This window comes from Wolbachia endosymbiont (group B) of Limnophora tigrina (assembly GCF_964263235.1).
Classification (GTDB): domain Bacteria; phylum Pseudomonadota; class Alphaproteobacteria; order Rickettsiales; family Anaplasmataceae; genus Wolbachia.
Genome location: NZ_OZ181655.1, coordinates 26,893 through 43,652 on the forward strand (window position 1 = coordinate 26,893; position 16,760 = coordinate 43,652).

Genomic DNA, 16,760 nt, shown 5'->3' on the forward strand with positions numbered 1-16,760 from the left:
TAAACAATCTTAATACAATCAGACCTGTAGGTAAACTTATTTTGAAAAAGAAGGGAAGTGTATCGATGGCTTTTCATATTTATTAGCCATTCCACCAAACATTCTACAACGGTCTTTAACAGAAGGAGTAGATGATTCTTGCACCTTATTATCCACTGGGTTAACATTATTCACTTTTGTCTCAGGAGAAGGTTGAGGTCTCATTTGTTGTAAAAGACAAGATTTAATGTGACAGACAAGAATTAACTGACAGAAGAATTGAGGTAGTCAAAACTAATATCAGGCTCTTGTTTAATGCTACCAATGTTTTTCTGAAAAGCAATATATTTACTATCAAAAAACGTTTGCATAGGTGTTTTGCCATAGCAATACTTACCCGAGTGAGGCCTTGTCTCATTATAAGAACGCAACCAATAATCAACATCAATCTGTAGATCTTCCAAAGAATTGTAGATTTTCTTTCTAAAGATAATATTGTAACACTCATCTTGCATGGTTCTATGAAATCTTTCACATATGCCATTGGTTTGTGGAGAGTTGGCTTTGGTTCTAGAATGATCGATATTTTCGATTCCCAAATATAACTGATAAGCGTGATTTTCTGGCTTGCCACAATACTCTGTACCCCTATCAGTTAGAATGCGTAATAATGGAATTTTCTGCTCATCAAAAAATGGAATAACTCTATCGTTGAGGAGGTCTGCAGCTGTAATAGCTGTTCTGTCCGTGTAAAGTTTAACCATTGCAACTCTCGAATAAGTATCAACAAAAGTCTGCTGATAAATTAGCCCTATACCTTTGATATTGCCCACATAATAGGTATCTTGAGAACCCAAATAACCTGGATGTTGTGTCTCAATTTCACCATGAGCTTCCCTTTGTTCTTTAACTTTTTCTAAAGCTGTAAGTTGTTCTTCAGTTAAAATGATTCCTTCTTAAGCTACTTTTGTCTCTAGCGCTTTAAGTCTCTTTTTGAGAGTTTCAAGGTCATTTCTTAGCCATACAGACCTTACTCCTCCCTGAGAAATTATTATACCTCTTTTTCTCAGTTCATTTGCAGCTCTTTCTTGCCCATATGCTGGAAATTCTGTTGCTATACCAATCACTGCTCTTTCTATATCGTCGGAAACTCTGTTCGCTAATAGCGGTTTTTTCTTACTTATTTCATGTAATGCTTCCTCTCCTCCATTTTCATATAACTCCTTAAACCGATAAAATGTATCTCTTGAGTATCCCATCACTTTGCATGCTTGAGATACATTTCCTAGTTGTTTTGCTAGCTCTAATAACCCTAGCTTTGGTTTTAGTATTTTTGTTTGTATTGTACTCATTTCTAACACTCCTTTCTTTTATTATTTTATAACTTACTTATTTTAAGTGTCAGATCAAGTCCTATTTAATACACTTTATAGCTTTGTTAATTTTTGATTCCTTCTCTGCAAAAGCAGCTTCTAGAGAGGTTTTAAGTTTTTCCCATTCCTCTTGACCATTTAGAATTAAAGATTTATATTCATTTTCAATTTTTTCCAATGCTCTTTGACATGAGGAATCTAACTCCTCATACAAATCAGTATTTACTGATTGCAGTATTACCAAAAACGAAAACAAATTTGGAGCAGGTAATTCTTCTCTTGTGTAATTCAGAAGACACAGCTTTATTTTTTTTACACAGTATTCTATTGTTTTTAACGATAGTAAAAGGCTTTCTGCATAAAATATAAAACTATCTACAATCAAATTTTTTGACTTTTTCGGTAATTTAATATTTTCAAATAGTTCTTTTGTAAATTTTTCTATCGGTTGCTTCGGTAAATGTAAAGAGAGATCAGTAAAAGATTTTAGGTCAAAATTTGGTCCAAGTATCGTGCTAATGGCTTTATGCACATTGCTCTTATCTTTACTTACAGAAATAATGAAAACTAGCCCCTCCACATCAAGCATATACTTTATAGATTCCAAAAAATCGACAACGAATTTAGGGCGGCACACATCAAGATTATCCACCATTATATAAATGTTTTTGTCTTTTCTAATTCTATTAACTACTTTTGCCAATTGTGTTTTAAAATCCTTAATGTTTTCTTCTCTTCTTTGAAGAGTATTCAACTCTCTCAGTACAGAACCAATATCTTTCCTATCAGCCTCTTTTGTAGCGTCAAGCAATACGGAAAGCATAGCAAGTGGAGATTTACTGATCAGCTTTCCTAGTGTGTTTAGAGAAAATAGTTCTTGGTTTATGTTCTTGAACTGTTGTATAACGCTTCTTTTTACTCCATGCGATGCAAATAAATCTTCAAATAGAAAATTTAAAAAAGAAGGAAGTGGTTGATCCAGTGCATTGATATCCCATGCGTTATAGTAAGCTGCAATTTCATTTTGCTGTTTTAACTCTTTTACCCACTCTTTCAGAAAAAATGTCTTACCCCATCCGTCATATCCTTCTAAAGATATTATTGTAAAAGACTGATCAATCGTTTTAATTATAGTGTTGAATTTGCCTGAAAATTGCTTATAGCTTAGAAGGTCATTTTCCCAAGCCGCCACTTGAAGTGGTGGCGTTCTTTCTTCCTTTTTGAACGTTATTAACGATACAAGTTTTTTTAAGCACATAAGACCCTTACGCTATATTTTACTATAGTATTTTATAAGTTAAGAGTCCAGACAATCATTTACTTAAATAATCCATGATTTTCTATCACTGCATAAATGGAAGGGTTCTTCAAGCTGCTTTTGGGACTATATTGAATATCTATGCCGGTTAATTCTTTTACCCTTCCTTCTGTATCTTCTGTTAACCTTTCTGCTAAACCATGTACATTGCCAGAACTTATCATTTGCATAACAGAAAATTTCCCATTTGAAATATACTGCTTCTCTATAAGTGGGGATATTTTAATTATCCCATCTAGGCTTTTACGACTGTTTATTGATAATTTACCTTCTTCTTGAAGTAGATATAACTTTTCTATCATCTCAGCTCTATTACCGGAGTGATTCTTTGTAAGATCTTCTAATAGTGTTCCATGTCCATCTATAGGCACATGAACATACATTAGCCACAAAAGAAGAACTAAGTCCGTATTATCTTTTGTTATCTCCTTTATTTTATTTGCCTGACTGAGTGCATAAAAAACAGGATCACTCCCATCATAAGAATAACTAAACCTGAACCCAGTTAGATCTTTAATTCTCACTCGAATCACATTTTCCAGATTTTCAACAAATTTATGTTCTTGTTCAAGTACTTTAAACATTTTTGAAAAATCTTCTACTGGGTTATATTTGATTTTAAATGACTCTATTTTAGGCTCAATTACTGGGTTATATTTGATTTTAAATGACTCTATTTTAGGCTCAATCTTTATATCCTTTAATATGTATCCAATTCGTTTACTATCTGCGTATTCTTTGTTAAATAATGCAATGAAATCAAGAGCGGTTGATCTTAATTTTTTGATTAACCAATGATAAGTATTACGTACTCCATCTAATACAAAAGTTAACATAACTCCTCATTTTAAAACACTATGTCTTAAGTGTACAATATTTTCAATTAGTAAAGCAAGTTTTTAGGCTGAAGTATGTCACTAAAATTTAGTGTTTTATAAGTAGTGGTAGTATGGTAAGAAACTTATAGCTTGCTAAAAAGAAATGGAATGACTGTGATAATTATTTAATATCCTGTCTTGAAGTAAGTGCTATCCTCAGCGTTCCTTCATCTAGGTAGTCAATTTCTCCACCCATTGGTATGCCACAAGCAAGGCGCGATATTTTCACATCCAAATTTTTTAGCAATTCAATTATATATTGTGCAGTAACTTGACCCTCTAATGTCGGATTAATTGCAATAATTATCTCTTCAACTTTAGATTTTGTCACTCTTTCCAGAATAGTATCAAGGTTAAGTTCTTTTGGACCTATGCCGTTTATTGCAGACAATCTGCCCCCCAAAACATGGTATAAACCTGAATATATATTTCCTTTTTCAAACGCCCATAGATCACCCAATTCTTCTACTACACACAGTAACTTAGTGTCACGTTTTGGGTTAGTACAAATAGAACAAGGTGATTTAGTATCTAGATTTCCGCAAATCTCACATTCTACTATAAGATCTGCTAGCCCTTTAATCAAAGATACAAGTGGTAGCATAACTTTCTCTTTGTTTTGGAGTAAATGTATAACCAACCTGCGTGATGATGATGGTCCTAAACTTGGCAATTTAGAAAAAGCATGAACTAGATTCTTTATGTTAATGTTCATTCAATAAATTCAGAATAGTTCATCAAATGGTAACATCAAACCCTTTGTAAAGAAAGTGGTAAGTTTCTCTTAATCTTACTTTGGTTAGCTATAGAAAAAATTTTTTACTCTAATGCAAAAAATTACTTCCGCACACTTAAAGCCTGATTATAATAGACTTCTTGCATAACCCAAACTAAGTAGAAAAAAGGTATAGCTGACCCAAGCAACACGTCATACCGCCGCAGTATCTCTAGATCCCGCTAACAAGCAGCGGGATGACTACCCCTACAACAACATTGCAAGTATTGATTTTTCTCCCCATGAGAAGAGTCTGGAAGCTCTTTCACTCTAAACACGATGTTCACATCCTCAAAATTAATCTCAATTCGCTTAACTAACGTTCTAATAATATCACGTTTAGTTAGCCAGTCTGCATTATCAAGACTTGAGTTAATACTAGAGGAAAATCCCTCTAAATTTGTTACTACTAGAGTGAACTCTCAATGGCGTCAACTTAAGAGCCTCCATTAGCAAACTCTCCTAAAGACATGATGGCGTTTGGGCTTATCTACCTTATCGCGGCTATACAATCGTCCTGGTCGGATTTTGACTTTAGCGCGTATACTTAAAAAGGGCTTGAAAATCTTTTGGCGCAATAAGTACTTGATAGAGTTTCTGCCTCATTACACCAAATAAAACTGAAAAATTTAAACGATACTCAGTAATTTGGTCTGGGAAGGCCCTTGAGCATCACACATGTGAAGCGATAATATATTACACATAACTAAGTTTGCCCAAAATTCTTGTAATATAGCCTCTAAATTTATTCCAGAAAAATTCTCTAATTCTGCACCTATTTTGAGTCGTTTATAGCACTCCTCTATATGCCACCTTAATACATAAGCTTTGCTGATATCTTCCAAAGTCTCGGTCAAAAAGTGAAGTCCTCTGTTTCCCCATTGGCTAACGTAAGCGCTATAACTCTTACTTTTTGTCCTTTCATTTTATTTTCTAGCTTTTTGTTTTCTAGTATAAAATCAAAATCTAATTCTCCAGCGTTCCCATAGCTTGCTATAATTTCTTTTTTGCAAGCGAAAAATAAAATCTACTTTCAAATCATAATGCTGCTGAATGAATTTTACTGAAGACGATCATAGATAAATAATTTGATTTAATGAACGCATTTGATTCGGGCAATTGCTCTTCCGCCAACGTTTGTTCGCCTATATTCCAAGCCGCAAGACGAGCACTGCAAATCAGCGAAGTACATAAATCAACAAACAAATTGCCAATGGTGCCTGTTGTTCCATTTGGTTTAAAACGGCCAAACTCGGATACAATTTCTTCAGAGCTCGGTAATCGAATACCAGAACCATCTGCTGCAATAAGCCTATAGCCTCTCCAGCTCAGGCTCATCTTGATAGGCTGTTTGGATGCTTAAATTCTTGAAAACCTGTATTTATATTTTGCTTTAGAAAAAGCTTGCTTTGAGGGTGGAGTTTTACATGTCAACGGCTCCATAAGTTCACATTCTATTTCCAAACTTTTTTTAACTAACTATAGAAAATACTGTCGTAAAAGGGAGTTTTCTTGTTCGCGTGAAACTCAACACAATGGATTCTCTGAAAAGCTTTCGAGTATATTATATTTTTAATTTGTAGAATAAGATTTTTTCCTTTCTGCATGTTTCACCTAAAAAGGATACATTTTAGACTTCTTTGTTGAAATAAAACAGAAACAAAAGTGCTGTTTATTGCAGCTTTTGGGTAATTTAATGGTAAAAACTTTAGAGAGAAATTTTATACACAATCACTGATATTTTTTCTTAAGTTGACGCCATTGTCTGTTCACAGATTTCCACTTAATTCTTCAATCTCACTAATAGAAAGGCCTGTAAACTTGACAATAGTGTTGACATCAACATTATTAGCCAGCATTGCTTTTGCAACTTCAATTTTCCCTTCAATTTTCCCTTTCTCTTTACCAATTTTTTTACCTTTCTCTTCAGCAAGATCAAGTCTGTATTCAAGAATGGCTTCTTCTTTCCGTAGATCCATTATTCTTTCTTCGTAAGCTACTAAATCTTTTTCGTTCCAACGAAACTTGTCTAATTCATCATATGCTAGCTTTATTATTGGCGCTTTTTCTGCTATCTCTTTTAAGTCCTCTTCTGTTGTTTCTTCTGCGTATTTAAAAAAGAAACACCACCTTTCTACTATACTTTCTAACTGCTCTACTTTACTTTTTGAAAATTTGGGCAATTCTATAAAGATAAATTGAAAATCTTTTAAGTAATGACCGTTAGTTTTTATATCACGTATATTGTGAGTAGAAATATAATCAACTTCTTCAGGAAGTAAGTTACAATTTGATATAGCAATAAAGAAGACTTTCTTTAAATCAATGTAGTTGCCAGATTTATCTAATTGTCTTGAGTAGGCTTTAGCGGCATATAATTGAGCGCGTTTTTCGAAGCCCTTGTCTCTAGCGAGCTGCATTTCTGCTATATATCTATTTCCGTGAGAATCCTTGCAGAGAACATCAACAATACTTTGTTTATCATAGGCAACTTCGGGATCCATAATAGTGCTAAGAAACTCAACTTCTTGTATTGCATTTATCTCAGTAAACCCTAAAATATCGTTCAAAAAGTGGATCAGGATATTCTTATTTTTTTCCGTTCCAAAGATTTTTTTAAAACACAAATTATTGCGAGGATCGAGAAATTTTGAAAGAGCCATGGCAAAAATGCTTGAAAATATTAATAACTATACACTATTATTAACAATTATTCAACCATATTTTTGAAGATAGCTAGTTTCTGTATTTATTTTAAATTGAAGAAAGCTCAAATGAAAGATCATGTTTTGCTAAAAATCACAGAATGCAGTCTGGTTACAAACAAACTATTTTGATAGTTAATGGGGTCTAGTTTTGACGTATGGACTATCTAAAGAAAAGGGTGGTATCATAACCTCAAAAATTTTTATGCTTTCTTCATTCAGAAACTCATACTTACCCTGCATTATTCCTGAAGGTGCATTTAAGTATGTTCCACTTGTATATTTGAATACCTCTCCAGGTTTTATCACAGGCTGTTCCCCAATAACACCAACTCCGGCAATTTCATTTATTTTTCCCTTATAATCTATTATTTGCCAATGACGACTTAATAATTGAATAGTTGATTGGCTTTTGTTTTTTATCTTAACGTTATACATCCATACATAGCAATTTTCATAAGGAATGGATTGCTCTTCAATATAAATTGGTAAAACTGTAACTTCAACAAAGTTGGTAGTTAGTGTGTACTCTATCATTATAGAATATTCATGATAAAAAGATAGTATTTTAATTATATACTTTTTTCATAGATTTTTCAAGTATACTTTAATTAGGAAATATCAATTTATAGTATGAACGAACCAGATGCGCTTAGCAAAAAAGTAATAGGAATAATAGGTGGTGGACAATTAGGTAAAATGACTGCTATCGCTGCAACAAAACTTGGACAAAAAACACATATTTTTGCCAGTGCTAAGGACGATCCGGCTTGCTCTGTTGCTGATGATTTTACAATAGCAGATTTCTCTGATAAGAAAGCGCTTGAATCTTTTGCACAGAGTGTGGATTTGGTCACTATTGAGTCTGAAAATATTCCATGTAGTGCAATTGATATCGATGTAAATTTTTATCCGGGTAAAAAAGCGTTACACATTGCGCAAAATAGGCTTAGAGAGAAAGATTTCATTAGAAGCTTGAGTATAAAAACTGCTGAATACAAAAGTATACAAAATTATAATGAGCTATTAGAAAGCAGTAGAGCTTTTGGCTATCCAACAAGGCTGAAAACAACAGAAATGGGTTACGATGGAAAAGGGCAATATGTGCTTGAGTCTGAAGTGAAGCAATTTGCTTCCTTTGATTGGAATACAGAGTACATTCTTGAAGCAAGTGTTGATTTACTGAAAGAGGTTTCAATAGTCGTTGCAAGAGATAAAAACGGTAAAGTAGCTTTTTTTCCTATAGCAGAAAATTACCACGTTGATGGAATACTTGATACTTCAACAGTGCCAGCTAAAATAGATAGCAAATTAACTCAAGAGGTACAACAAACTGCAAAGAAAATAGCAAATGCACTCGATGTAATAGGAATTCTGGCTATTGAATTTTTTGTTACTAAAGATAACGAATTGTTAGTTAATGAACTAGCTCCAAGACCTCACAATTCTTGCCACTGGAGCTTGGATGCATGTAACGTTAGTCAATTTGAACAGCTGGTTAGGATAATATGCGGGCTACCTATGCAGGAAGTAGTATTACGCTTTCCTTGTATGACGAAAAATATAATAGGTAACGATATATATGATTCTCATAAGTATTTGAGCAACGAAAAAGCTAGTTTAACCATATATGGGAAAAAAGAGGTTAGAGATAAGCGTAAAATGGGACATGTCAATATAGATTTAAGTTAATAGTTTTTCTACGTCATTCCGCCACAACTGTACGAACATTGTGATATGATGAGATGTTACATAGTAAACGGTAGCACGTATTTGTACGAACATTGTGATTTGAGTCCACTAGTAGGGTGTCATCCAAGTAGATATCAACTATGTTTTTTAAAAATTTTTTATTGTGCAATTTTGCAACTTCATATGGGCAATAAAAACCCGTTTGTCATAGAAATAGAATTTATATCAAACAGCTACTACCTGCTTAAGCCAATGAATATGTGAATAAGTACTTTAAGTCTGTGTGGACGTACTTATTCACAACATTCATTAACTCATTTCAGTTACTGCTATGTAAATTTTAAAATATTCACATTGACTGCTTCTTTAAGTCTTGCATTAGCAATTACTATAATTTTACGCATTAGAGCTGTTATAGCCACCATCTTCTTCTTACCACTTTCAATAAGCTTAGAATAAAAGGCACCAAGTACAGATTTGAGCAGCCATGGCAGCTGTAAAGAGCTTTGAACGAACGTTACTTCTCCCACCTATAATCCTTCGGTAGCCAATAGCTTTACCACTTTCCTTAGGATGAGGTGCAACACCTGCAAGGCTTGCAATTTGCCTTTTATTTAAAGAACCAAGTTCCGGTATGAGACACAATAAACATTGAGAGGTTTTTCTACCTATTCCAGGGACTGTTTCAAGAATTTTTTGGCATCGTTGCAATTCAGGATTTTCGTTGACTATTTTTTGTATAGCTTGATCAAGCTTTTCTACCTGGTTGTTGAGGAATTCAATAGCTTGTTGACAACTTTCCTTAATGTAATCATTTCCAGGAGTTTTTAACCTATTCTTCTCTTGAACAAGCATTTTCGTAATATCGTCACGACGCTGGCAAAGTGCAAACAAGGTAGTTTGTTCTTTTGAGATAGGTGTAAATAGCTGCAGATGTCTACAACGCTCAGAACCATATTGGGCAAGCGCTTTTGCATCCAGACTGTCAGTCTTTGCCAAAGTTCCATGAGATAGAATGAAGTTTTTAACTTGACGAGTATTAGCACGATGCACAGCAATGTTTCTATCAATAAGAAAATACAATAAGCCAAGCTCATAACCTCCTGTAGCTTCTAAAATTACCATGGAATTGGGTAAGATATTTGAAAATTTTTGGTAGAATTGTTTCCAACCAGCACAATTATTGTCAAATTTGATGATACCTTTTTGTTCATTAACTGCAGTAACAAATTCAAATTTTCCTATATCAATGCCAATAAAATTTTGATAAGATGTAACCATAAAAAACCTCGAGAGTTTAAGTTAAAATTTAAGATTGTAAACGGGTGCATATATATGTCCCAAACAACTATTCAAACGTCTCGAAGGATAGACCTTGATATCTACGTATGTTATAATACTAACGTCTTACGGTCGCTCAAGCCTGCGATAACCACATTTTTATAAGGTTATCTTCCTTCTTGCTTCTTTTATATCATATTTCCAACTTACAACCGTCTCGTTAGTCAACAAGAAAATTACAAAATAAGGCAATATTTCATATAAGATTGAAAGTATTTTTTTTAACAATCAGCTAAGTAAACCTTCCTCCAACAGCTTTGCCCTGTAGTTTTTGATATGATAAAAGCCTTCTTTGAACTTAGAACACCAAAAACAATATGGAGTAACTTACGCATCGCAGCTCCCACAATGGCCATATTATGCTTGCCTTTTTCTTTTAATCTCTTGCAAAAAGTCATAATAATAAGATTGTGATTTTTAGCTACTATAGCAGGAAAATACATTGCCTTACGTAGTGTTCGTGTTACTTAATCTGGGCTTGGCATATACAGAGCGTTATATTTCGTGGTAGCATATGCTGCCAATTGCCTGAAAAGCTTTTATGTCAGAGCTAAGATAGCTATTCTCTCCTATGCCTGAAATAGTTAATAGAAGTTGAAAATTTTCCAATAACTCTTTGTGTTGCTTTAATAGTTCACGTTTTTTATTGTTTCTATTTTTTGAGCTATATTCATTGCAACAAGCATTTGTAACTTCTTTAGGCAGTCTCTCTTTTTTTTCTAAGTGTAATGTCAATTCATCTTTTAACGCAGCCGAGCAACGATAAAGATGTTTTAATTTTTTTAACTCAGGAGAAGCAACGACTGTCTTTGGCAGCAATAATTTCCGCATCGGTCTGATCATTCTTTTGTCGTACAAGCTTACTTCTTGCATAAGATTTTATGCAATAAGGATTTACAACACTTACAAAATGTCCAGCATTGTGTAGAAATTCAGCCAGAGCTTCACTATAACAACCACATACAAGCTTTCACTTGCTCTACGTTATGTTTTTGTAGAAAGCTCTGCAGACCTTGAAACCATCGTTCTTAAAGCTTCTTTTCCTAGTTTCACGTTTTCCTTTTTTACTTATAAATGAGAGAAAAACATCAAAGCGATCTTTTGATACATCTATTCCCAGAAAGTTGTTATACGTTACCATTAAAAATGAAAAGTAAGGCTATTCTTGCGGATACAGAATTAGAACCATTTAGGTCTTTCTACGATACCGTCCAGCCTATACCTTTGAGAAGGGAGCTCTTATCTACTTGACAGCTTAAGCCCTATGACAGAGTGCTTCCCTTCTCCATCTAATGCTTAAGCTTAAAACATTAGATGCTTTTTACAAGATACAAGCCTCTTTCTTGTCATCCGAGTAGCCCCTTCTCCTGTCACCCCAGTGCTCCTTTTTTTGTCATCCCAGTGCGTGACACTGGGATCTCATTTCACTCTATAATAGTATCATTCCAGTTCATGTTAGCCATAAATATTTAAGAAATTTACCAAATGAAAAAAAAGGCAAAAGAAGCCCTGGTCATTGTCTATTTTCAGTATCGGCGTTCTTTAAGTCTTAAACACTGCAATTTAGCTGCTTTTAAGTGCAACTAACTTAAGCTATAAATGTTTAAGAAATTTACTAAACAAAAAAAAAGGCAAAAGAAACCCCGTGGTAATTAGTATTCACTCCCTAATCCTGCAAATTGGCGTACTATACTGTCTTAAACGACTTATAAGCGTGTTTCAGCTTATATAGGTAAAAACCTAGAAATATTGTGGAGACATAAGGTGCACATAGTGCAAAAAATTAAAAATAAGACGCCAACTACGTTGTTTTCTTGCTGTTTAATCTGCACAGATGAAGATAACTGAATACCTTCAGTTTCATAATAAGGGGGCTGGCGGAGTTTGTAAAGTAATTTTTCGTAGCTCTCATGACTTAAAAAGCTGGATTCCAGCTTCACGCGCTGAAATGACAGATTACTGTTACCTTATCTAGATACAGAAAAAAAATCTTAATACTTAACACATTTTTCATAGTACACACCGTATGATTGATAAATAAAATAATGAATAGATTTACATAATGTTTGGAGGCTACCAATGGTCAACGACAAGATTACTTTGAACTTTGAGATAGAAAAAGGCGAACCTATAGATCGATACTACTTTTCTGCACGTATGAGGCTTACAGATGAAAGCAAAAATCTTTTGCGTGAGAAGCTTGGTAGTACAATTCAATTCGATAACCTAGATGATCACTTCAATCTTAACCATGAGAGTTTTTATATCTACTACAATAAATATAGTGAGCACAATGGTAGAAGTGAGCTATACGTTAGGGATGATAACGGTAGATATTTAACTTCCAATCTTCCACTTAATCACTATGGATTCTCAATGGAACTATCATCTGATAGGGCGTCAATAGCAGATTATGGCTTTTATCCTCTTTATGCAATTTATAACCCAAATCACTATGATAAGGCAAAGGAAAAAGTATTTGATGATCACGGTGAATTGTCACCAATTGCATCAAATATGTTAGATAATTTTTTCAGCAACACAAATAGCTTAACCACACAAGAGATATTTTTACAGCTGCAAAATGGAGCTACTGAAAAAGAGGAGAAATTGATAAGAGAGAAAAGACAAGCAGAAGAAGAATTAGATCAAAAGAATGAGAAATTAAAGGAGTTCATAGAAAAAGGTGAAATTACCTTGTTTAAAGTGGTAAAAGGTAATGACGTAGGTAACGGGCGTTCAGCAGTAGTTTTACAGTTTACTGCAGAAGGTAAGGGGACAAATGACATTACCCTTGATTCCGAAAAATTCTATATAGCAGATTATGAAGATAGTGAATTCTTGCATTGTGTTAGCTCTGACTATGACATGCTACTTGATTATGAAAATTTATTTTTCGCGCTCAATCAAAGCTTCTACTCAGACTTTAAAAGTGGGTTTTATTCAGCAGACAGCACTGATCCCTATAATTACGCTAAATATTCAAAGGAACTATATTTGAGTGGTGATCAGCTATCTGAAAAATTATCTAATGAGTTGGAGAAAGATAGTAACCAGATAGATGCAGAAGTTATGTTTAGTGATCAACCTATGAACGAAGAAGTTACAGTGAAAAGTGAAATCAAATCTAGAAAGAAAAGAGTAGCTGAAGAAGACAATGACATAGAAAAGGGTAGCAATTTAGTAGATGTTCAAACAAGAGGTGAAGACCAGAAATCAACAATCATGGAGCTCCAAGAGAATTCTGTGTCACAAGAGCCTGCGCAAAAGTCATTTTCAAATGACGATGAAGATTTAAATTTAAATGCTAAAGACTCTATGGGTTATACTGCTCTACATAAAGCTGTTTTTAGTAAGCGTTTCGATGAAGTAAAACTTTTAGTGGATAAAGGCGCCAGAGTGGATGTGCAAGATAAACATGAACTCACTCCGCTTTTTTATGCTGTTATGAATAATGATGAGAAAATGATAAAACTTCTAGTGGAAACAGGTGATGCTAACGTTGACTTAGGCAAATATAATAATCCACTTGGTATAGCTATTACACGTGGATATATAGAATCAGCAGAATATTTGATAAACAAAGGTGCAAATTTAGACCAACAAGATAGTATTGGTAGAACCCTTCTGCACAAAGCTGCTGAAGATGGAAATTTAGCTGCAGTAAAATTTTTGATAGACCAAGGTGCTAGGCTTGACGTTTTAGATAAATGGAACGATACCCCTCTTCACGTTGCTGCGAATGTGAAAGTCAATAAAGATCACACAGAAATAGTAGACTATCTAATACAAAAAGGTGCAGATATAAATCTTACTCATAATTACACTCCGATACACCTGGCTATTACACGTGGAAACTTGGATATGGTAAAATGTTTGATAGATAATGGTGCTGACCTTTATGTTAAAAGAGCATGTGATGGTACACCTCTTGCTTATGCTAAACAGCAAGGACAAATAGAAATAGTAAATTACATGGACAGTGTAATGTCAAATCTTTCACATGGTAAAACTATATCTCTTGATAAAACTAATATAAATATTAAATATGATCTGGCTAGTAACGAGCTGAATATGGTAGAAAAAAATATTAAAGATGCTGTACAGAACTTTAAAGGTGCTTTTAACACCTCTGACCACAATATAAAGATTAACGCTTATATATTCAATACTCAAAATGATTTTCAGGAGTACTTGAAGAAAGTTGGATTCGATGCCGGTAATGGCGTTAATGGTTATACAAAAATGATTGATCTGAGCAAAGGAAATGCTGCTGACGTTTATGTTTACCTAGATAGTAAAGGAAATTTAAATCAGCATACATTGGAGCATGAGATAGGGCATGCAATGCACTTTGCGAATCTTGGTTTAAGCTATATTTTACCAAAAGCAATGCACGAAGCTATTGCTAACTATGTTGCTGGTTTAGAAAATGGCAGACATATCAATAATCATGGAGATAAAGAGGCTTTAGCTGAAATAAGAAATAAAGATCTTAAACCAGATGAAATACTACGTAATGATTATCAAGGGAAACATTATTATTCAGAAGCAGAACAAGTAGTAAAGTTTCTTGAATATGAACATCCGGATTTGATTGATAATCTACTAAAGAGCCTTTCTAATTATGGATATCATGATAGATCTCAAGGCGATAAATTAGTTGAGGATTTTCTCACCAGACTAAAAGGCTATGATCAAGAGTTTAAAGAGTGGGTTAAGGTTCAATTAAACAGCAAAGAGCACCTGAAACACGAGAGCGGAATATCAGGTATGCAGGAAGATAAAGCTGAACAACCTGCTAATGAGGAAAAACAAAGGAATAAAAGATCACTAGAAGAAGATAAGGACGAACAAGAGGAAGTCGTGATAGCAAGTGTTATAGATGGTATGAAGGATGACAAGGAAGAAGATTGCTCACAACATCCCTTAAAAATAAAGACAGGCGAGCCTCTTGAAACGGGAAAGTATAAAGTGGAGTTGCAAGTTACGTATGATGATGTAAAGAATTTTTACAGTACTATACTTGGTAAGTACCAAATCAGCAAGGAGTACAACCATGAACAAGTTATGGTTTTATATGACGAGATCATTAAGCCAGTTCATGGTCATTATGATGAACCATTCACTCTGCCTAAAGCGTACATAGCAGATGGTCATCTATTTGTTCAAGATAAAGATTTTGGAACTTTAGATGATTTTAATGAGATGTTCTATAAAAGTGATGAATTGATTTGATTAATGTGTAAAAGACAAGATTTAATGTGACAGACAAGAATTAACTGACAGAAGAATTGAGGTAGTCAAAACTAATATCAGGCTCTTGTTTAATGCTACTAATGTTTTTCTGAAAAGCAATATATTTACTATCAAAAAACGTTTGCAGGGAGTGTTAAATAAACTGTGTCAAACCGAAAAAAAAGTAATAAATTGATATAAAAAAATGGAGGTTTGACAATGAGTCAGAAAGTAGTAAACAGAACTACCGGTTTGGTAGATTATAAAGAATTAGAAACAAATATCCTGTCGTCTATACGAGAAGGAAGACCGTTGACAGGAAGAGATGGAGCATTAACACCGTTTATAAAAAAGTTGCTGGAGGTAAGCCTGGAAGGTGAAATAGAAAACCACTTGTCGGCTGAAAGCGAAGAGAATAATCGAAGAAATGGGAGGAATGCAAAGACTTTACGTACAAGCGCAGGGTCATTTGAGCTTTTGACGCCAAGAGATAGGGAAGGAAGTTTCGAACCACAAATAGTCAAAAAAAGGCAAACAAACTTACATCCAGAGCTTGAAACGAAGATTTTGAGCACATTTGCCAGTGGTATGGGCTATAGAGATATAGTGTCACATGTTGAGGAAATTTATGATCACAAAATATCGGCGGCAGAGATATCAAGTATTACTGACAAATTGCTACCAGTAATCAACGAATGGCGTAGTCGCCCGCTGCAGTCTGTATATCCGATAGTTTTCATGGATGGCATGTTTTTTAAAGTCAAAGAGGACGGGCATTGCGTAAGTAAATGCATGTATAACATATTAGGCATAGATCAAAATGGCAAAAAAGAAGTATTAGGTTTTTATTTGGCTGAAAGTGAAGGAGCTAACTTCTGGTTGGGAGTGCTAAATGACCTCAAAGAAAGAGGAGTAGAAGATATCCTTATTGCCTGCGTTGATGGGCTGAAAAGCTTTCCTGCAGCTATAAACAGTGTCTTTCCTAATGCGGAAGTGCAGATGTGTATAGTGCATCAGATACGCAACTCACTGAAGTATGTGGCCAGTAAAGATGCGAAGAGTTTTTTGAGCGATTTAAAGAAGGTATATCAAGCTTCAAGCAAGGAAATTACCGAGAATTATCTGTTGGAATTGGATGAAAAATGGGGCACAAAGTACCCTATGGTTATAAAATCTTGGCAGAATAATTGGGAAAACTTGTCTGGTTATTTTAAGTATTCTGGTCCAGTTAGGAGGATAATCTACACCACCAATCCCATAGAGGGGCTACATAGGCAAATTAGGAAATTCACTAAGACCAAAGGCTCATTTACCAGCATAAATGCCTTGTATAAGCAGGTATATTGTGCTATAAAGAAGGCAGAGGAAAAGTGGACGATGCCTGTACATGATTGGGCATTAACTATCTCTCAACTTGATGTTTTCTTTCCTGGCAGATTGAAAATTGAGTTGAACTAAAAA

At 34.3% G+C, this 16,760-nt stretch carries 9 protein-coding genes and 4 pseudogenes; 3 read left to right on the forward strand and 10 right to left on the reverse strand.

Going from position 1 to position 16,760, the window contains the following annotated elements; translation table 11 throughout:
- Positions 1 to 36: 36 nt before the first annotated feature.
- The 8 genes and pseudogenes from ACE38O_RS00130 to apaG form a co-directional block, all read right to left on the reverse strand.
- Complete coding sequence (locus tag ACE38O_RS00130) at positions 37 to 204, reverse strand: hypothetical protein (protein ID WP_374698642.1); 168 nt, start codon at positions 202 to 204, stop codon at positions 37 to 39.
- A 38-nt stretch (positions 205 to 242) separates the two neighbouring features.
- Positions 243 to 1,331, reverse strand: a pseudogene (locus tag ACE38O_RS00135) (IS481 family transposase).
- 61 nt (positions 1,332 to 1,392) lie between these two features.
- A complete protein-coding gene (locus ACE38O_RS00140; RefSeq protein WP_374698643.1) occupies positions 1,393 to 2,610 on the reverse strand; it encodes a P-loop NTPase fold protein in 1,218 nt (405 codons plus the stop codon).
- Between the two features lie 59 nt (positions 2,611 to 2,669).
- Positions 2,670 to 3,506, reverse strand: a complete 837-nt coding sequence (locus ACE38O_RS00145; RefSeq protein ID WP_374698644.1) for a hypothetical protein — start codon at positions 3,504 to 3,506, stop codon at positions 2,670 to 2,672.
- A 163-nt stretch (positions 3,507 to 3,669) separates the two neighbouring features.
- Positions 3,670 to 4,257: a recombination mediator RecR gene (gene recR / locus ACE38O_RS00150; protein WP_374699100.1), complete on the reverse strand. Its 588-nt coding sequence runs from the start codon at positions 4,255 to 4,257 to the stop codon at positions 3,670 to 3,672.
- Positions 4,258 to 4,772: 515 nt separating this feature from the next.
- A pseudogene (locus ACE38O_RS00155) lies at positions 4,773 to 5,930 on the reverse strand (IS4 family transposase).
- Positions 5,931 to 6,092: 162 nt separating this feature from the next.
- Positions 6,093 to 6,986: an Rpn family recombination-promoting nuclease/putative transposase gene (locus ACE38O_RS00160; RefSeq protein WP_374698645.1), complete on the reverse strand. Its 894-nt coding sequence runs from the start codon at positions 6,984 to 6,986 to the stop codon at positions 6,093 to 6,095.
- A gap of 177 nt (positions 6,987 to 7,163) precedes the next feature.
- Positions 7,164 to 7,565 (reverse strand): Co2+/Mg2+ efflux protein ApaG, encoded by a 402-nt coding sequence (gene apaG / locus ACE38O_RS00165; protein WP_374698646.1) that lies wholly within the window; start codon positions 7,563 to 7,565, stop codon positions 7,164 to 7,166.
- 96 nt (positions 7,566 to 7,661) lie between these two features.
- On the opposite strand from apaG, the gene ACE38O_RS00170 reads away from it, so the two are divergent.
- Positions 7,662 to 8,720, forward strand: coding sequence for a 5-(carboxyamino)imidazole ribonucleotide synthase (locus ACE38O_RS00170; RefSeq protein WP_374698647.1), 1,059 nt, complete (start codon positions 7,662 to 7,664; stop codon positions 8,718 to 8,720).
- A gap of 329 nt (positions 8,721 to 9,049) precedes the next feature.
- Here ACE38O_RS00170 and ACE38O_RS00175 read toward each other — a convergent pair.
- Together ACE38O_RS00175 and ACE38O_RS00180 are read right to left on the reverse strand one after the other, a co-directional pair.
- Positions 9,050 to 10,001, reverse strand: a pseudogene (locus tag ACE38O_RS00175) (IS110 family transposase).
- Positions 10,002 to 10,289: 288 nt separating this feature from the next.
- A pseudogene (locus ACE38O_RS00180) lies at positions 10,290 to 11,202 on the reverse strand (IS110 family transposase).
- A 938-nt stretch (positions 11,203 to 12,140) separates the two neighbouring features.
- Here ACE38O_RS00180 and ACE38O_RS00185 point away from each other — a divergent pair.
- Together ACE38O_RS00185 and ACE38O_RS00190 are read left to right on the forward strand one after the other, a co-directional pair.
- Positions 12,141 to 15,299 (forward strand): ankyrin repeat domain-containing protein, encoded by a 3,159-nt coding sequence (locus ACE38O_RS00185; RefSeq protein WP_374698648.1) that lies wholly within the window; start codon positions 12,141 to 12,143, stop codon positions 15,297 to 15,299.
- Between the two features lie 219 nt (positions 15,300 to 15,518).
- Positions 15,519 to 16,757, forward strand: coding sequence for an IS256-like element ISWpi15 family transposase (locus ACE38O_RS00190; RefSeq protein ID WP_374698228.1), 1,239 nt, complete (start codon positions 15,519 to 15,521; stop codon positions 16,755 to 16,757).
- The last annotated feature ends 3 nt before the right edge of the window (positions 16,758 to 16,760 follow it).